Source organism: Roseixanthobacter psychrophilus (assembly GCF_043195195.1).
Classification (GTDB): Bacteria; Pseudomonadota; Alphaproteobacteria; order Rhizobiales; family Xanthobacteraceae; genus NCEH01.
Genome location: NZ_JBAFWT010000045.1, coordinates 13,853 through 30,897, shown reverse-complemented (window position 1 = coordinate 30,897; position 17,045 = coordinate 13,853). Strand labels below are relative to the sequence as shown.

15 protein-coding genes and 3 pseudogenes are annotated in these 17,045 nt (G+C 63.3%); 12 read left to right on the top strand and 6 right to left on the bottom strand.

All coding sequences use genetic code 11. From position 1 onward, the window contains the following. A partial coding sequence (locus tag V5F77_RS24590; protein ID WP_429007835.1) for a hypothetical protein occupies positions 1-326 on the top strand: 326 nt, incomplete at its 5' end. A gap of 517 nt (positions 327-843) precedes the next feature. On the opposite strand, the gene pstB (V5F77_RS24585) is transcribed toward V5F77_RS24590, so the two are convergent. Beyond that, positions 844-1,668 (bottom strand): phosphate ABC transporter ATP-binding protein PstB, encoded by an 825-nt coding sequence (pstB, locus tag V5F77_RS24585; protein ID WP_429007834.1) that lies wholly within the window; start codon positions 1,666-1,668, stop codon positions 844-846. 238 nt (positions 1,669-1,906) lie between these two features. Here pstB (V5F77_RS24585) and V5F77_RS24580 point away from each other — a divergent pair, with 238 nt between their 5' ends. From V5F77_RS24580 to V5F77_RS24545, 8 genes are all read left to right on the top strand, one after another. Beyond that, positions 1,907-2,953 carry a substrate-binding domain-containing protein gene (locus tag V5F77_RS24580; RefSeq protein WP_429007833.1) on the top strand — a complete coding sequence of 349 codons (1,047 nt, stop codon included), beginning with the start codon at positions 1,907-1,909 and terminating at the stop codon, positions 2,951-2,953. A 97-nt stretch (positions 2,954-3,050) separates the two neighbouring features. Next, the gene (pstC, locus tag V5F77_RS24575; protein WP_429007832.1) at positions 3,051-4,511 is read left to right on the top strand and encodes a phosphate ABC transporter permease subunit PstC; all 1,461 of its coding nucleotides are present in this window, start codon (positions 3,051-3,053) and stop codon (positions 4,509-4,511) included. Further along, on the top strand, positions 4,511-5,848 hold the full coding sequence (gene pstA / locus V5F77_RS24570; protein ID WP_429007831.1) for a phosphate ABC transporter permease PstA: 1,338 nt from the start codon (positions 4,511-4,513) through the stop codon (positions 5,846-5,848). Before pstC ends, pstA begins: the two co-directional genes overlap by 1 nt. A gap of 15 nt (positions 5,849-5,863) precedes the next feature. Beyond that, complete coding sequence (gene pstB, locus V5F77_RS24565) at positions 5,864-6,682, top strand: phosphate ABC transporter ATP-binding protein PstB (protein ID WP_429007830.1); 819 nt, start codon at positions 5,864-5,866, stop codon at positions 6,680-6,682. A gap of 189 nt (positions 6,683-6,871) precedes the next feature. Beyond that, positions 6,872-7,615: a transposase gene (locus V5F77_RS24560; protein WP_429007829.1), complete on the top strand. Its 744-nt coding sequence runs from the start codon at positions 6,872-6,874 to the stop codon at positions 7,613-7,615. 119 nt (positions 7,616-7,734) lie between these two features. Then, positions 7,735-7,887 carry a hypothetical protein gene (locus V5F77_RS24555; protein WP_429007828.1) on the top strand — a complete coding sequence of 51 codons (153 nt, stop codon included), beginning with the start codon at positions 7,735-7,737 and terminating at the stop codon, positions 7,885-7,887. A 12-nt stretch (positions 7,888-7,899) separates the two neighbouring features. Continuing rightward, positions 7,900-8,133 (top strand): hypothetical protein, encoded by a 234-nt coding sequence (locus V5F77_RS24550; protein ID WP_429007827.1) that lies wholly within the window; start codon positions 7,900-7,902, stop codon positions 8,131-8,133. After that, positions 8,130-8,381: a hypothetical protein gene (locus tag V5F77_RS24545; RefSeq protein ID WP_429007826.1), complete on the top strand. Its 252-nt coding sequence runs from the start codon at positions 8,130-8,132 to the stop codon at positions 8,379-8,381. Before V5F77_RS24550 ends, V5F77_RS24545 begins: the two co-directional genes overlap by 4 nt. Positions 8,382-8,747: 366 nt before the next feature. Here the strand turns inward: V5F77_RS24545 and V5F77_RS24540 are convergent, their stop codons facing one another. Together V5F77_RS24540 and V5F77_RS24535 are read right to left on the bottom strand one after the other, a co-directional pair. Then, complete coding sequence (locus V5F77_RS24540) at positions 8,748-9,287, bottom strand: Hsp20/alpha crystallin family protein (RefSeq protein WP_429007825.1); 540 nt, start codon at positions 9,285-9,287, stop codon at positions 8,748-8,750. Between the two features lie 438 nt (positions 9,288-9,725). Then, positions 9,726-10,190 (bottom strand): NUDIX domain-containing protein, encoded by a 465-nt coding sequence (locus tag V5F77_RS24535; protein ID WP_429007824.1) that lies wholly within the window; start codon positions 10,188-10,190, stop codon positions 9,726-9,728. 190 nt (positions 10,191-10,380) lie between these two features. Here V5F77_RS24535 and V5F77_RS24530 point away from each other — a divergent pair, with 190 nt between their 5' ends. Then, positions 10,381-10,947, top strand: coding sequence for a cold shock domain-containing protein (locus tag V5F77_RS24530; RefSeq protein ID WP_429007823.1), 567 nt, complete (start codon positions 10,381-10,383; stop codon positions 10,945-10,947). Between the two features lie 291 nt (positions 10,948-11,238). Here V5F77_RS24530 and nadE (V5F77_RS24525) read toward each other — a convergent pair. Then, a pseudogene (gene nadE, locus V5F77_RS24525) lies at positions 11,239-11,697 on the bottom strand (NAD(+) synthase); the annotation flags it as partial. Between the two features lie 83 nt (positions 11,698-11,780). Here nadE (V5F77_RS24525) and V5F77_RS24520 point away from each other — a divergent pair. Continuing rightward, a protein-coding gene (locus V5F77_RS24520) for an IS3 family transposase (RefSeq protein WP_429007822.1) occupies positions 11,781-12,880 on the top strand; the annotation gives its coding sequence in 2 pieces (ribosomal slippage) (positions 11,781-12,033 and positions 12,033-12,880; 1,101 coding nt in all). Between the two features lie 93 nt (positions 12,881-12,973). Here the strand turns inward: V5F77_RS24520 and nadE (V5F77_RS24515) are convergent. Continuing rightward, positions 12,974-13,435: pseudogene (gene nadE / locus V5F77_RS24515) on the bottom strand (NAD(+) synthase); the annotation flags it as partial. Positions 13,436-13,746: 311 nt separating this feature from the next. Next, positions 13,747-14,163 (bottom strand): annotated as a pseudogene (locus V5F77_RS24510) (IS110 family transposase); the annotation flags it as partial. Positions 14,164-14,569: 406 nt separating this feature from the next. On the opposite strand from V5F77_RS24510, the gene V5F77_RS24505 reads away from it, so the two are divergent. After that, positions 14,570-16,942, top strand: a complete 2,373-nt coding sequence (locus tag V5F77_RS24505) for an HAD-IC family P-type ATPase (RefSeq protein ID WP_429007821.1) — start codon at positions 14,570-14,572, stop codon at positions 16,940-16,942. Positions 16,943-17,045: the final 103 nt, after the last annotated feature.

Below are 17,045 nucleotides of genomic sequence, written 5' to 3'. Positions count from 1 at the left end.
TCGACGATCAGCCGGCGGTCCGGGATCGGATGATCCATGTCGCCCGGCTGCTGTGGAAGCCGCCTCGCCCGCGCACCGGGCGTCGCACACCGTTCGTGGCCGATGTCGTTCCGGATCTTCGTCTGACGCCGACGGCACAGGCGCGGGTCGATCCCGCCGCGCCTCTGGCAACGGCGCCGATCGGTTGGCGCATGGTGACGCTTCTGGGCGTCGTGGCGTTGCTGGACCTCGGCCGCTCCTCGATGAGGGGCCGCCTAGCCTTCACACTGGACCAGATGGTGGCAGGTTTTGACCGAAACCGACACATGCTCATCGTCGAGATTTGAGAGAGTCAATTTTTCGCGACCATCGGTGTCATGACACCCCCACCGCCCTCGCCCGGCATCGGAGCGCGGCTGCCTTTGGATGACATGACTTGGCGAACAGGATCCCCAGATAGACAGCCGCGCTCTGTGAGCGTTGACAACGGTCGCAACGGCGACGGCTACCTTTGCTGCGATCTTCGGCACGAAAGTGCTTGATGACGACGGCTGCCGATTCGACGCGATATGGGCCGAGCAGGTGCATCGGAAGAGCGAGGCGGCGTGAAACACGCGCGGACCATGTCGCCCGTGGAATCGATCGCCGGTTTCGCGGTGGGCCGTGGCGTGGCGGTGCTCGGCGGATCAAGGGCGTCGAGGCTTTGCGGTGGGTGGTCAGCCTTGTGACCAGCGCTTTGTTTCTTGGAGTGCGGCGGCGTTTGCGAGATAGTGGATCGCGGCCATCAAAGCGAAGGCCGGCATGACGCGCGAAGCGTGCTGGACCCCCTTTCTGCGCGTTCTCGCTCTTCTAACAAAGGGCGCGCTATCCTATCCGCCCCGCAATGTAATCCTGCGTCAGATGTCGCGCTGGATGCAAGAATATCATTTCCGCGTCGCCCTGCTCGATCAGTTTTCCGAGATGAAAATATGCGACCCGCTGGGCGACCCGGGCCGCTTGCTGCATATTGTGCGTGATGATGACGATGGTGAATTGTTCGCGCAATTGATCGATCAGGTCTTCGAGCTTGGCTGTCGAGATCGGATCGAGGGCTGAGGCCGGTTCGTCCATGAGAATCACCTCGGGTTGCGTTGCAATCGCGCGCGCAATACATAGCCTCTGCTGCTGGCCACCGGAAAGATCAGTGCCCGGTTCATGCAACCGATCCTTGACCTCGTCCCAAAGACCGGCGCGCATAAGGCTGTCGTGTACGAGTGCATCGATCTCGGCACGCAATCTGACCAGCCCATGGATCTTCGCTCCATAAGCAATGTTGTAATGGATCGACCAGGGGAATGGGTTCGGCTTCTGCGCAACCCAGCCAAATCTCCGCCGCAGCAGCGGTGGATCGATGTCCGCCGCGTGGATATCCTTGCCATCGAGCAGGATACGGCCCATCAGCCGCGCGCCCGGCACGATATCGTTGGTGCGGTTGAGGCAGCGCAGCAGCGTCGTCTTGCCGCATCCGGACGGCCCGATAAAGGCGGTCACCTCGTTTTCGTAGAGCGTGAGGGTGACATCCTGCAGCGCTTGTTTGTCGCCATACCAGAAGTCGACTGCCTCAATTTCGATTTTGGCCGAATGGCCTGGATCATGATTTGGCTTCTCGCCAAGCTGCAGCTTGAATTCAACGGGTTGTTTGGGCGCCATGCTCAATGTCCAGTGACGACGATGCTTGTCTCGCGCCGCTATTCTTCATTTAGATACTAGTATAACGCAAGAATCAGCTCGGGGGCACGTTATTTTTCTGTCATTAATTGGTTACGTGTGCATGCTATTTTTATTTGTTGGCCAAAGGACGAGGCCTACAAACGAGAAGGACAAGCGGCGCGCATCCGATTGACGCGAGCCGACGTGATGTTGGCGGCTCAAAAGCGAGGAGTGAAAAATGCATCATCAATGTCGGAATTTGGCGGTGGCGCTCAGTTTTACTGTCTGCATCGGCTTCGCCAACACTGCGATGGCACGTGATCAGGTGAGGATGGCGGGTTCGTCCACCGTCCTGCCCTACGCCAACATTGTTGCCGAGCAGTTCGGCAAGACCTTCACCAAATTTAAGACGCCGCTCGTTGAGTCCGGCGGCACGGGCGCCGGACTCAAGCAGTTCTGCATCGGTCTCGGCGAAGCGACTGTCGACATCGCGAACGCGTCGCGGCCGATCCGCAAAGACGAGCGCGCCGCCTGCGAGAAGGCCGGCGTCAAAGACATCATAGAAGTTAAGTTCGGCTATGACGGCATCGTGTTCGCCTCCGACGTCAGAGGCCCAAGCTTCGCCTTCACGCCGAAAGACTGGTACCTTGCCCTCGCGGCCCAGGTGCCGGACGCTGCCGGCAAGCTGGTGTCGAACGCGCGTAAGACGTGGAAAGAGGTCAATCCGGATCTCCCCGAGTGGAACATCGCCGCTTACATTCCCGGCGAGAAGCACGGCACGCGCGAAGTATTCGAAGAGCGGGTGCTGCATGCAGGCTGCGTTGCCGTCGGCGCGCGTGATGCCATGATAAAGGCCGGCATGGACCAAGGTGCTGCCGACAAGGCCTGCGTTCGCGTGCGCAAGGACAGCGCCGCCGTTGATATCGATGGTGACTATACCGAAACGCTGGCTCGCTTGAATTCGAACAAGCAGGGCCTCGGCGTGTTCGGTCTGGCGTTCTACGAGAACAATACAGACAAACTGAAGGTGGCGACCATGAGCGGAGTTGCGCCGTCCGTGGAAACGATCGCCAGCGCCAAATATCCAGTCTCTCGTCCACTCTTCTTCTATGTCAAGAAAGCGCATCTTGGCGTTATTCCCGGCCTCAAGGAATATGTCGAGTTCTTCATCAGCGATCGCACGATCGGTCCAAAGGGGCCACTCGCCGACTATGGCCTGGTTCCTCTTCCGGACAACGAGCGCGCGCAAGTCCAGGAAATGGTGAAGAACGGACGGACCATGTGATGGCTGCAACCGACGGTGCCCGGCTTCAACGGCGCATCACGCAGGGAACTGGTGAACGCCGATCGCGAATCGGCGCTCACATTTTGAGAGCACGCCCGTGTCAACAAGCACGTTGATCGTAGTGATCTTGGCGCTCGGCCCCTTCGCGTGGCTAGCCGGTTGGATGCGCGCGATTAGCGCCGCCCACGGCGACACCCGTAAGCTTCATTCACGTCCAGGCTATTCGGGCGGCTATGCGCTTCTTTGGGCCGTCCTTCCGGCGCTGTGCATCGCCCTCCTCTGGGCGCCCATTGAGTATCTTTCCATCAGTCGCACGGTCATGTCCAATTTGCCGGCCGATGTCGTGGCCATGCCTGACACCACGCGATCTTTCATCATCGGCACCATCGAATCCGTTGCCTCCGGAATACGACGACTTGACCCCGCCGAGTTCGCCGCCATTCGAGCGGATGCTGTGGATATCAAGGAATTGCTCGGCAGCAAGGGCATTCCGCTCGCGTCGTCACCGCCCCGTTATGTCGTCGACGCCGCGCTCGCCAGCGTCCACCTTACGAACGCGAGCCGACTCATCGCCACCGTCGTGTGTCTCTCTGCGGCACTGGCCGGCCTCGCCTATGCGCTTATGCGCATAGGGCCAGCATTGCGTGCGCGCAATATCGTCGAGCGCATGATGCGGTTGGGGCTCGTGGCGGCATCGACGGTTGCCATTCTCACCACGGTCGGCATCATCCTCTCAATGCTGTTCGAGACACTGCATTTCTTCAGTCTCGTCCCGGTCTCCGATTTCTTCTTCGGGCTGGTGTGGGATCCGCGCTTCTCCGCGCCCGGCCGCGGCGGCTCCGAAGGTCAGTTCGGCGTCCTGCCGTTGCTCTGGGGCACGCTCTACATTTCCTTCGTGGCGCTTCTGGTCGCCGTCCCGGTCGGCCTGTTCGCGGCGGTCTATATGGCCGAATATGCAGGCCAACGCGTGCGGGCCACCTCGAAGCCGCTGCTCGAAGTGCTGTCCGGCATACCAACCATCGTCTACGGATTTTTCGCGCTCATTTCCTTCGGCCCGCTCCTGCGCGATTTCGGCGCCCACCTTGGCTTGTCGATCTCCGCATCGAGCGTGCTGACTGCCGGCATCATCATGGGGGTGATGCTGATCCCCTTCGTGTCGTCGCTGTCCGACGATATCATCAACGCGGTCCCTCAGTCGCTGCGCGACGGCTCTTATGCGCTCGGCGCCACCAAATCGGAGACGATCAAGCGCGTCATTCTGCCGGCGGCGCTTCCGGGGATTGTCGGGGCCACGCTATTGGCCGCGTCCCGCGCTATCGGCGAGACCATGATCGTAGTGCTGGCGGCGGGAATTGCCGCTAACCTGACGCTCAACCCATTCGACGCGGTGACGACGATCACCGTGAAGATCGTCAGCCAGCTCACCGGCGACCTGCAGTTCACCAGTCCGCAAACCCTTGTTGCCTTTGCGCTCGGCCTGACCTTGTTCGTCTTCACTCTCGGTCTCAACATCTATGCGCTCTATATGGTGCGTAGATATCATGAGCAGTATGAATAATGACGACTGACGCCTCGCCATCCTATGCCAGGTCGTCGCAGGCCGAAGCTTCAGCCACCCCCACGCCGCGCGACGTGATCAGACGCGGCCTCCCCCGCCGTTACGCGGCGGAGCGGCGCTTCAAGATCTACGGCATCGCGGCCATCATCTTCAGTCTTGCCTTTTTGAGCGTTCTGTTCGCAAGCATCATTTCCAAAGGCTATACATCCTTCGTCCAATCGACCTTTCACGTTTCCGTTTTCCTCGATCCCAAGGTCGTCGATCCTGCCAGCAAGCGCGACCAGGACGCTTTGCTGATGGCCGACTACAGGGCGTTGGCGGTCGATGCGCTCGCCAAGGCACTTGAGGTCGACCAGCGCGATCAACGGGACGCGGGAGCGGTGGCCGCACTCCTGTCACAGGGGGTCGACGTGCAGATCCGCAAGGCCGTGCTCGACGATCCGGCCCTGATCGGCAAGCGCGTCGACCTGTGGCTGCTCGCCAGCGACAATGTCGACGCGTTGATCAAGGGCAGCTTCGACCGCAGCATCGCCGAATCGCTGCGCAAGCTTTCGAACCGCCAGCTCGCCTGGGTGGACAAGGCCTACGCCTCCGGACTACTGCGGCTGCGTTTCAATACCGGCTTCTTCACCTATGGCGCCTCAAGTCAGCCTGAGACCGCCGGTATCGGCGTTGCTCTCATCGGCTCGCTTTTCATGATGCTGACCGTCATCGTGCTCGCCCTTCCGCTCGGGGTCGCGGCGGCCGCCTATCTGCAGGAATTCGCCCCTAAGAATCGGCTCACCGACGTCATCGAGGTGAACATCAACAATCTGGCGGCGGTGCCATCGATCGTGTTCGGGATTCTCGGCTTGGCGATCTTCATCAACATGGCCGGTCTACCGCGATCGGCCTCCCTTGTCGGCGGGCTCGTGCTCACGCTGATGACGCTGCCGACAATCATCATCGCCACGCGCGCTGCGATCGGCGCCGTGCCGCCCTCGATCCGTGAAGCCGCCATCGGCGTCGGTGCCTCGGACATGCAAATCCTCATGCACCATGTCCTGCCGCTGGCCTTTCCCGGCATTCTCACCGGCACGATCATCGGCCTCGCCAAGGCCCTCGGCGAGACGGCGCCGCTGCTGATGATCGGGATGGTGGCTTTCGTCGTCGCATATCCGCAGACGCCGCTCGATCCGTCAACGGCGCTGCCGGTCCAGATTTACATGTGGGCGACGGCCGCGCAGCGCGGCTTCGTCGAGCGGACGTCCGGCGCCACGCTCATTCTGCTGCTGTTCCTGGCCTGCATGAACCTCATCGCTATCATTCTGCGCAGCAGGCTGGAACGGCGCTGGTAAACGGACGCAGACCCGATGACCGCACCAGACTCGACGTCCCGCACCGTTCCCGACGAAGCGACAAAGCGCGCGCAAAGCACAGCCAAGGTGAGGACTCGGCATTTGAGCGTGTTCTACGGGGGCAAACGGGCGCTGCAGGACGTGTCGATCGATATTGCGGAACGCGCCGTGACCGCGTTGATAGGGCCTTCTGGCTGCGGAAAGACCACCTTCCTACGCTGCCTAAACCGGATGAACGACACAATTCCATTTGCCCGCGTCACCGGCGAGGTCATCATCGACGGCGAGAACATCAACGCCCCGCAAATGGACATCGTGCAGCTACGGGCGCGCGTCGGCATGGTGTTTCAGAAGCCAAATCCCTTCCCGAAATCGATCTTTGAGAATGTCGCCTACGGGCCGCGGATTCATGGTCTTGCACAGTCCAAAACGGACTTGGAGCATATTGTGCTAGAAAGCCTGGAGCGCGCGGGCCTCCTCAATGAGGTCAAGGGCCGTCTCGCCGATAGCGGCACCGGCCTGTCGGGAGGCCAACAGCAGCGGCTTTGCATTGCACGAGCCATTGCTGTCAAACCGGAAATCATCCTGATGGACGAGCCGTGCTCGGCGCTCGATCCGGTCGCCACGGCCAAGATTGAAGCACTTATCGACGAACTGCGTGAACAATACACGATCGTGATCGTCACCCATAACATGCAGCAGGCAGCGCGCATTTCAGATCGGGCGGCTTACTTCCATCTTGGCGTCCTCGTTGAAGAAGGAGAGACAACAGAAATATTGACAATGCCGAAAAACATCCGGACTCAAGACTATATTGCCGGGAGGTTCGGCTGAACCGCCCCGGGTTTGTCGGAGGCCCCAACTCCTGAGAGGATGGGGCTATGACGAGCAAGACGACGAACAAGCCGGTCTTATGCATGACGATGGGTCGGAGAGGTTGGCGGATGTAGCTTAAGCGATTGATTTAGCGTAGGATTTTGTTGCCTAGGCCGATCCTTCCGCCTCTCGCGAACCACACCCGCCATGACCGACGATACGTTGCTGCCGTTCTGTTTTCCAGCCGTTGGACGCAAGAAGGTGACAGCCGGGTTTGATGGCGGCCGCATCACTTCGGATGGCGGCGTGATGCTTCTGGCGGCCGCCGAACGGCGCCTGCAACTGGCCGACCGGCTTGCCGCTGCCATCCATGATCCGCGTGATGCGCGACGGGTGAGGCATGCCATGGCCGACATCCTGCGCGCCCGCATCTTTGCGATCGCCTGCGGCTACGAGGATGCCAACGATCTCGACCGGCTGCGCTCCGACCCGGCCTTCAAGTTGGCCTGCGGGCGGCTGCCCGACAGCGGCGTCGACCTGTGCTCGCAGCCGACATGTTCTCGGCTGGAGAACCTGCCGGACCTCAGGACCGTCATCCGGCTCGGCGATCTGAGCTTTGACATAAGGCCGCACATACTCCGGCGGCATCAAGCGGACCACGTGACCCAAGGTTTGTGCCGCCCGCCCAATATGATGGGCGCCCCCACAAGCCTCCATTGCCACCGTGCACGGAGGCAATTTCGTCAGCAGCGTCATCAGGCCGTTCCGCGTCATGCAACGCCGCAGAACCACTGCACCGCGCTCGTCCAGCCCAACGACGCCCACGCTGTTAAGGTCAAAGGCGGAGCCGATGGCACTCTGGCTGTCGGCCCAGCCGACGTTGGCCGGACTGCCGACATCGACGCAGAACATGTGGGGTTCGGTCAGCCCTGCGGCAGCCGCACGCCGTAGCGTCTCGGGCACCGTCGATGGCGCCGCGCCGACGCGCACCGAGATCGCCTTATGACCAAGGCCCTGCTCGAACCGATATCGCAAAATCTCGCGGACGCGCCGCATACGACGCCGATTCCGTGCAGTATGCGGAATTCATGCTCACCTTCTCCGAGGGCGAGGACCGACGGCGGCTGGCGCAGGCGATCGGGAGCGAGACCGACCCCGCCGCCATGCTCGCGGCGCTCGAGCGCAGCGTCCTCGACAAGTTGGTCGCCGCGCGGGCGCGGTAGGTCACGGAACTGGTGGCGCAGATCGGGACGCTGCGCGACTGCAGCGGCGGGCGAACCAGGCTCGGCTGCGGCGTTACCTTCCGCTTCCTCGCCCAGGTCAACCGCGACGGCCCGCTCGCCAAGGCCTTCACCCAGACGGCGCACGCGGCGGCGCTGGTGCGCGCCGAGCCGGGGATCATCGTCAGCCTCAATTATGTGGGCACGGAGGACTACCGGGGCACACTACAAATTACCGCACCCACATGAAATGGATCGCCTCCATGCGGTGTGGCTGGGGCTGGCGCCGCCCCCGGGATCTCGACTTCCACATCGGCGACGCGGTGGAGACCGCGGGCGCCCGTCGCATCGGCCACGGCACCGCGATCGGCTTCCAGCGCGATTCGGACGGCCTGCTCACGAAGATGCGCCGACGCAACGCGACGGTCGAGATCACCCTCACCTCCAGCAACGTCATTCTCGGCGTGCGCGGCCGGGAGCACCCGATCACGACCTAATCTTCCGTCGGCATGCCGGTGGTGCTGACCACGGACGACGCCAGCGTATCCCGCATCGACCTGAGTAACAAATATTACCGCGCCGCGCGATCACGGGCTCGGCTACCGGACGCTGAAGACGCTCGCCCCCGCCTTTCTCGATGAGAAGCAGCGCGAACCCGTCGGCTCGATCGCGCCTTCGCCGCGATCGAGCCGACGGTCGCAGACGGGTAGCCGCCCCCCGGCTGGCGGCGCCGGTACAGGCCCTCGTCCCCTCGGTGTGAACGAATGCGCGGCGATAATCACCGGCAACGCCCGGCCGCCCCACATGGACGGCCCAGGCTGCCGTCGCATGGCCCGTCCCGCCGTGAAACCGTCCGTCGCGCCTCAGGCGACCTTGACCTCGATCTTCTTTTCCTGGCTGCGCGCCTGCGCCGTCTTCGGGAGCTTCACGGTGAGCACGCCCTTGGCGAAGCGGGCTTCCACCTTCTCGGCATCCACCCCCTCGGGTACGCGGAAAGTGCGGGTGAAGGCGCCGTAGCGGCGTTCGGAGAGGTAATGATCCTTCTCCTTCTCCTCTTTTTCTTCCTTCTTCTCGCCCTTGATGGTGAGGTTGCCGTTTGAGAGCTTGACCTCGATGTCCTTCTCGTCGAGGCCCGGCAGCTCGGCGGTGATCTCATATTCGCTCTCCCGTTCGGCCACGTCCACTGCGGGGCTGAGGGCGAGGGCGCCGAAGCGCGGCCACGGAATATCGAGGTCCAAAGCGCCGCGGGAGAAGGGGAAACCGAGCGTGCCGGCACGGAAATTGTCGAACACCTGCTCCATCTCGCGCCGCAGATGATCAAAGGGCGACGGCGCCGTGGCAACGGGCGTCGCGGGGATGCTCTTCGGCTCGATCTTCACGGGAACTTTCTGGGTTTCGGTCATGATCGTCTCCTATCAAGCGAACAATCCGACCGGCGGGCGGGTACCGCGCCGGTGTCTCATCGACTCTTGTGCGGCGGCAAGGCCATGCGCACAGTAAGTCGAAGCTCGATCAAGGGGGCCGGTTGGGTCGGGACCGTGCCGGCCATCCGTTTTCGCGCCCGCAGGATGGCAACATCAGGCCCGCGGCCGAACGGAATCCGGCTGCCGCCCGTCCTGCATCGACCGCCGTCCGCGCACAGACGACCCTGCGTCAGAATTCCGTTCTATTGCAAGATTGTCGAAAGCTGATCACAAGACATTTTGATGCGGCTACAGGAAAGCGGCGCCATTTTCCGGCACCTGCGCATCCAGACGATCATCGAATGCTTGAACCTGCCCACTATTCATGATGCGGGCCAGCGTTTCTCGCCTTGATCTGGATCAAGCGGCTTTGGCCTCTCAGGCTGTCGCAAGGTGATCCTCGATGCGGTCGAGCAGAGGCCGCTGGCCGGGCAGGATCATCTCGCGGGCGGCGGGCAGGGTGAACCACGCGGCGCGATCCACTTCCGAAAACGTCTGCCGCTTTCCGCTGCGCGGCGGCCATTCCAGCTCGAAGGTGGCGCTGCGCATGCGCTCCACGGGAAAGTCACCTTCGACAGCAAAGGCTTCCACCTCTTTTCCATGCCCTTGCCGGATGCGTCCGAGGGCGGCGAGCGGGCCGGGAGCGGACTGCCCCAGCTCTTCCTTGAACTCGCGCCGCGCCGCCGCCTCCGCCGCTTCGCCGGCGCTCACCTCCCCCTTTGGAATGGACCAGGCCCCGCGATCGCGCCGGCGCCAGAACGGGCCGCCGGGATGAACCAGCAGCACGCGCAGCGCATCGGCATCGCGCCTGTACATGAGAATGCCGGCGCTCAGGATTACCAAGCCGTCCTCCTGTATTCGCGCTCCGCCGCTCCGGCGCCGATCCCTGATCGGCCGCGGTCACAACATCGGGAAACTTGACTCATCGCAACGCCGTCCCGTCCCGCTGGCCGAGTATGGCATCATATGTCGATCGCGGGGGATCGGAGCCGCTCGCCGCGGGCCGGGGCAGGCGATATGAGGAGGACGGATCATGCAGACGCCCGTCGAGATCGACTTTCAGGGCTTGCAGCCGAGCGCTGCCGTGCAGGACATCATCCGCGCCGACGTGGAGTGGCTTGAACGGCGCTTCGGGCGGATCACCGCCTGCCGCGTGGTGGTGAAGGGACCCGGCCACCATCATCGCACCGGACTCTATGAGGTGAACATTCATCTGGCGTTGCCGCAGGGGCGAGAGGTGGCCGTAGTGCGCACGCCGAAGGAAGACGAGCGCTATACCGATCTCGACTTCGCGCTCAACGACACCTTCCGGCGCGCCCGCCGCAGGCTGCAGGACCAGATCCGCCGCATGACCGGAGCCGTCAAGGCGCACGAGAGCGCACCGACTGGCACGGTGGCGCGGCTCGATCACGACGGTGCGTTCGGGTTCCTCGTCGCGGGCGACGGCCATGAGGTCTATTTCCACCGCAACAGCGTGCTCGACGGCGAATTTTCCAGGCTGAAGGCGGGCACGCGGGTGACGTTCGTGGAGGAGCCCGGCGCGAAAGGGCCGCAGGCGAGCACCGTGCGCATCCTCGGCCGCCACGGAATGCGCCCGTAGCATGGGCGATCACGTTCGCGGGAGTTTTGCGGTGCAGCACTCTGGGGCAAGCGTAATCTGAACTCTCTTCAATGGGTTATGATGCGCACTGGCGCCGGTTGTCGCGATACAATCTCGGCAGGGCGCACATGTTCCGCATTTGCCATCGGACCGCGCCTTCGAACGGCGCCCTATTCCGAGGCATTTTCTAATCATTGTACGCCCTGACGCGGATCAAAGCTCTTCCGGAAAGGCCAATATTTTCACATCGGAGAATAGTTTCACGGGGGTGCATCGGAATCTGCCGGAACGTCAGCGGGCCTGCGGATCGGCCGGCGGCATCGCATCCGGCACGTTCGCCGCGAGCTCTGCGAGCCAGAGGCCAGGCCCGCTGTCGGAGGGCGCCCGCCAGTCGCCGCGCGGCGACAGGGAGCCGCCGGAGGAGATTTTCGGTCCGTTGGGCAAAGTGGAGCGCTTGAACTGGCTGGTGAAGAAGCGGGTGAGGAACACCTTCATCCAGCGCTTGATCTCGGCGAGGTCGTAGGCGCGCCGCTCGGCCTCCGGCACCGCGCCGGGCCAGCGGCCGCGCGCCGCCTCGCCCCAGGCGTGGGCGGCGAGGAAGGCGATCCTCGACGGCGCGAAGCCGTAGCGCGTGAGATAGAACAGGGTGAAGTCCTGCAGCGGATAGGGCCCGACAATGGACTGCGTGGACTGGATCGCCGTGCCCGGCGCCGCCGGCACCAGCTTCGGCGAGATCTCGGTGGCGAGGATGTTGACGTGCTCCCCGTTTTTTAGGCCAGTTTGAGCTGGAATTTTCCACTTATGATCCCCGGTTCGGGGACGAGGAGAGTTCCATGAAGGCGTCGAAGTTCACGGAGGCGCAGATCGCGTTCGTCCTGAAGCAGGCGGAGGACGGGACACCTGTGGCAGAGGTGTGCCGGAAGGCCGGGATATCGGATGCGACGTTCTACAACTGGCGCAAGAAATATGCGGGGCTGATGCCTTCGGAGATGCGGCGGCTGCGTCAGTTGGAAGACGAGAACGCCAAGCTGAAGCGGATCGTTGCGGATCTGTCGCTGGACAAGGCGATGTTGCAGGACGTGCTGTCAAAAAAGCTCTGAGGCCTGCGCGCAAGCGCGAGCTTGTGGACAGGCTGCGCGAAGATTGGAAGGTGTCGGCCAGGCGTGCCTGTGCCACCCTGGCGGTCGATCGTGCGCTCCATGCCTACAAGTCGAAGCGGGGCACGCAGGCCGAGCTGAACCAGCGGATCAAGGAGATCTGCGAGACACGCGTGCGGTATGGCTATCGCCGCGTGCACATCCTGTTGCGGCGGGAGGGTTGGGCGGTCAATCCGAAGCGGATCTATCGCCTTTACAAGGGCTTGGGCCTTCAGTTGCGCAACAAGGTGCCCAAGCGCCGCGTGAAGGCAAAGCTGCGTGACGACCGTCGTCCGGCGACGCGGAGCAACGAGACCTGGGCCATGGACTTCGTCCACGACCAGCTCGCCACGGGCCGCAAGATCCGGGTTCTGACCATCGTCGACACCTTCACGCGGTTCTCGCCGGCGGTGGATCCGCGGTTCAGCTATCGGGGCGAGGATGTCGTGCTGACGCTCGAGCGGATCTGTCCGAGCACCGGCTATCCGCAGAGCATTCGGGTGGATCAGGGATCGGAGTTCGTCAGTCGGGATCTCGACCTCTGGGCCTATCAGAAAGGCGTGGTGCTCGACTTCTCGCGGCCCGGCAAGCCCACGGACAACGGCTTTATCGAGTCGTTCAACGGCAAGCTCCGGGCGGAATGCCTGAACACGCACTGGTTCATGAGCCTTGACGACGCGCGGGCGAAAATGGAGGCTTGGCGTAGAGACTATAACGAGGTTCGGCCGCACAGCGCGATCGGCAACAAGCCGCCGATCGCGCTCATGAATGGCTCTCCGGCATCCCCGCCGGAATGAGCCCTAACCCCGGAATTTTCCAGTTCCGGTTGGCCTAGAAACGGGGAGCGCTTCAAATCAACCCAGGACTCTCGTTATGGCTGGATGAGAAACGGGGGGCACGTCAGTGGCTTCGAGCACCCGCGCCGTCTCCGCGCTCACGTCGCCCGATGCGGCGACGAAGCGGATGAGATGCTGGATCAGCGTCTTCGGCACCGAGGCGTTGACATTATAGTGGGACATGTGGTCGCCGACGCCGTAGGTGCACCAGCCGAGCGCCAGCTCGGAGAGGTCGCCGGTGCCCACCACCAGGCCGCGATGGTGGTTGGCGAGGCGGAACAGGTAATCGGTGCGCAGCCCCGCCTGCACGTTCTCGAAGGTCACGTCGTAGACCGCTTCGCCGCGGGCGAAGGGGTGGCCGAGATCCGCCAGCATCTGCCGCGCCGCCGGGCGGATGTCGATCTCTGCTGCGCTCACCCCGAGCGCGCGCATCAGCGCCCATGCATTGGCCTTCGTCTCGTCCGAGGTGGCAAAGCCCGGGAGGGTATAAGCGAGCACGTTCGCCCGCGGATGGCCCCCGACATGCCTTCCGGGGGCGCGTGAGCGCGCGGGGATAGAGGGGGCACATGCCGGCGCGCGGAGCCGGGCTGCCCGGCCGAGCGAGGTGGGTGCCGATGAAGGGAAGGATGATCGTCATGACCGCCTTGCGCGGCGGCGGCCCTGCTCTGTAACAGGCGGCATTTGCGGGGAGCAAGGGGAAAGTCCCCCTTGGCTCCCCCGAGAATCGGCAAGGCTCCGGCCGCGGCCGATCAGGACAAAGGGAGCGCAGCTCACAATACTCGATGCTGACTGTGGGAACCTTCGTCAGCCCCCGGCCGATGGCGTCCAACGATTGTGTTGTGGACCATCTGCAAAGCGACACACCGCGCTGTCACTGCCGTCTTGCGGCAGGTGACGAGCACGCGCAGCGCCTCGATCATGCCATCGCGGCTGCGCGGTGTGACCGTGCGCTTGCCAGTGAAGGCAGCGTGTGCGGCATTCTGCGCGTCGAGGTCGTCGTTCTTGCCGCGTTTGCGGCGATCCTGCCTGTTGGGCGCCGTCACCTCCAGTACGGTCACGCCCGCCTGTTGCAGGAAGCGCAGGAGGCCAGCTCCGTAGCTGCCGGTCGACTCGACGCCGACGCGCTGGAGAGTGCCAAACGAGCGCATCCATGCCAACATCTGCCGGTAGCCCTGCCGGGTGGTCGCGAACGAGCGGGTCCCCAGCACGCGATCATGATCGTCGACGACCGCCGCGACATGCAGATTCGAGTGGGAGTGACGGGTGCGGGATACTGTGGATGGCTCTGGCGGGAAATCGCGTAGGAAAAATAGAGGGCTATGGGCGGTTTCGTTGATAATCAGTACCCCATTGTCAATGGAGGCTCTTATCTCATTACGTTTTTGATTTGCATCCGATCCACTGTGCACCAGTTCGAAGTTGCCGAAACATTTGACGGCGCTTCTGACGGTATTTCTCAAAGACCCTTGTCGGGTTTGAGAAAAGACCGTCGGGCAAAAGCGGGCATGTGACGGTCTTTTTGGGAGACCTATCGGGTCGCGCTGAGACGGACCTATTGTTCCGGGATGTTGGGCTTCGAAGTGCCCTGCTAAGCAGGGTCGCTCAGCGCGGTGTGTTTGCAGCGTGTGGCCAGCGACGGAGGCAATGACCATGGCGACCCCGCTGTCTTCGGTAACCGGCTCTCCAGCCAAATCGACCGGCGTCACCGATGCCGGCGGGCAGACGGGCCTGACCGGCGAAGAGGCTCGCAGCCGGCTGGAGAAGTTCGGCCCCAATGCAATGCCCGATACGAGCGCGCGCCCGCTTCGCATGGCGCTCGAAAAGTTCTGGGCGCCCGTTCCATGGATGCTCGAGGCAGCGGTCGCGCTCGAATTGGCGCTTGGCAAACATGTCGAGGCCGCGATTATCGCCGCCCTTCTGGTGTTCAACGCCGCGCTCGGACTGTTCCAGGAGAGCCGCGCCCAGGCGACCCTTGCGGCACTGAGATCGCGGTTGGCACTGAACGCGTCCGTCCGACGCGACGGCGCGTGGAAGATCCTGCCCGCCGTCGAACTGGTGCCGGGCGACATAGTGAAGCTTTCGCTCGGTGCCGTGGTCGCTGCGGATGTGCATCTTGTCGCGGGTGAAGTCCTGCTCGACCAGTCCATGCTGACCGGGGAATCGGTACCCATCGAGGCGGGTGCGGGCGTGCAAACCTATGCCGGGGCATTGGTGCGACGCGGCGAGGCGGTGGCGGAGGTGATAGCAACCGGGGCGCACACCAAGTTCGGCCGCACCGCGGAACTCGTGCGCACCGCCCATGTCGTAAGCTCCCAGCAGAAAGCGGTGCTGCGCGTGGTGCGCAATCTCGCCGCCTTCAATGGCGTCGTCATCGTCCTCCTTGTGACCTACGCCTGCTTGCTCAAGATGCCGCTCGCCGAGATCATCCCTCTCGTCCTGACGGCGGTTCTCGCATCGATCCCGGTCGCGCTGCCGGCCACCTTCACACTGGCGTCTGCGCTCGGGGCGCGGGCGCTGGCGAAGCTTGGCGTCCTTCCGACGCGCCTTTCGGCGGTGGATGAAGCGGCGACGATGACCGTCTTGTGCGCCGACAAGACAGGTACGCTGACCCGGAACGCGCTGACGGTCACGACCGTCCATGCCATGCCCGATTTCGATGAGGCGCACGTCCTGGCGCTGGCCGCGCTGGCCAGCTCGGATGGCGGACAGGATCCGGTTGACGGCGCCATTCGGTCCGCCGCCTCGGGCAAGGCTGTTTCCGACGCGCCGAAGATGATCCAGTTCATACCGTTCGATCCGGCGACAAAGATGTCCGAGGCGACGGTCCAGGATCCGGACGGGAGAACGCAACGTGTCGTGAAAGGCGCTTTCGCGGCGATCATCGGTCTCACCGAGCCTTCATCGACCGCAACAGCCGCGTGCGAGGAACTCGGGAGAAAGGGCTTCAGGGTTCTGGCGGTCGCGTCCGGGCCACCGAACGCGATGAAGCTCGCGGGACTGATCGCGCTCAGCGACCCGCCCCGCGCGGACTCGGCGGCGCTCGTCACCGAACTGCGCGATTTGGGCGTTCGCACCGTGATGGTGACGGGTGACGCGCCGGCGACAGCGGCCATCGTGGCTCATGCGGTGGGGCTTGACGGCGCGGTCTGCCCACCGGGGCCGATCCCCGACAGCGTCGACCCGGAACAATTCGCGGTCTTCGCCGGTGTCCTGCCGGAGGGCAAGTACAAGCTGGTCAAGGCGTTCCAGAAGGGCGGCCACACCGTCGGCATGTGCGGCGATGGCGCCAACGACGCGCCGGCGCTGCGTCAGGCCCAGATGGGAATTGCGGTATCGACAGCCACCGATGTCGCCAAATCAGCCGCCGGCATGGTGCTCACCAAACCAGGGCTCGCGGGCGTCGTCGCCGCGGTCAAGGAAGGCCGGGTGACGTTCCAGCGCATCCTGACCTATACACTGAATTCCGTCATCAAGAAGATCGTGACGGTGCTGTTCCTGATCGTCGGCCTTTTTATGACGGGACAGGCGATACTGACGCCATTGCTGATGGTCATCGTGATGATCGCGGGAGATTTTCTCGCCATGTCGTTGACGACCGACAATGTGCGGCCGTCGCCGATGCCGAATGCGTGGCGTATCGGCAGCCTCACAACGGCGGGCGTCACCATGGGCGTTTGCCAGTTGGCCTTCTGCACCGGCGTCCTGGCCGTCGGTCATTTCGGATTGAAGCTGGGAACCGACGCCCTGAGAACGTTGGCCTTCGCAGCCCTGGTTTTCAGCAGTCAGGCGACGATCTACGCGATTCGCGGACGGCGACATCTGTGGGGGCCTCGTCCGGGCCTCTGGGTCGTCGTGTCGTCTGTGGCCGATGTCACGTTCGCCTCGACCTTTGCCGTCGCTGGAATCTTCATGACGCCATTGCCGACCCCGGTGGTCGCCGGCGCCTTTGCCGCGGCGGCCGTCTTCGCAGCCGTGTTGGCCGTGGTGAAGGTTCTCGTATTTGCCCGTTTCAGGATCGCCTAGAACGCAGCCTTGACGATCGGCAGGAGTGGCCGCGGCACGGTCCTTGCGCCATGTGTGTGACGGTTCTTTTTCGAGGGCGCCGAGCCAGGGACAATGGTGATGA

Excerpts from the sequence above, each read along its gene's own strand:
- V5F77_RS24530 (WP_429007823.1), top strand. The coding sequence starts at position 10,381 with ATGCAGACGCCCGTCGAGATCGACTTTCAGGGCTTGCAGCCGAGCGCT.
- V5F77_RS24540 (WP_429007825.1), bottom strand. The coding sequence starts at position 9,287 with ATGACCGAAACCCAGAAAGTTCCCGTGAAGATCGAGCCGAAGAGCATC.
- pstB (WP_429007834.1), bottom strand. The coding sequence starts at position 1,668 with ATGGCGCCCAAACAACCCGTTGAATTCAAGCTGCAGCTTGGCGAGAAG.
- V5F77_RS24545 (WP_429007826.1), top strand. The coding sequence starts at position 8,130 with ATGAAATGGATCGCCTCCATGCGGTGTGGCTGGGGCTGGCGCCGCCCC.
- pstB (WP_429007830.1), top strand. The coding sequence starts at position 5,864 with ATGACCGCACCAGACTCGACGTCCCGCACCGTTCCCGACGAAGCGACA.
- pstA (WP_429007831.1), top strand. The coding sequence starts at position 4,511 with ATGACGACTGACGCCTCGCCATCCTATGCCAGGTCGTCGCAGGCCGAA.
- V5F77_RS24560 (WP_429007829.1), top strand. The coding sequence starts at position 6,872 with ATGACCGACGATACGTTGCTGCCGTTCTGTTTTCCAGCCGTTGGACGC.
- V5F77_RS24580 (WP_429007833.1), top strand. The coding sequence starts at position 1,907 with ATGCATCATCAATGTCGGAATTTGGCGGTGGCGCTCAGTTTTACTGTC.
- V5F77_RS24505 (WP_429007821.1), top strand. The coding sequence starts at position 14,570 with ATGGCGACCCCGCTGTCTTCGGTAACCGGCTCTCCAGCCAAATCGACC.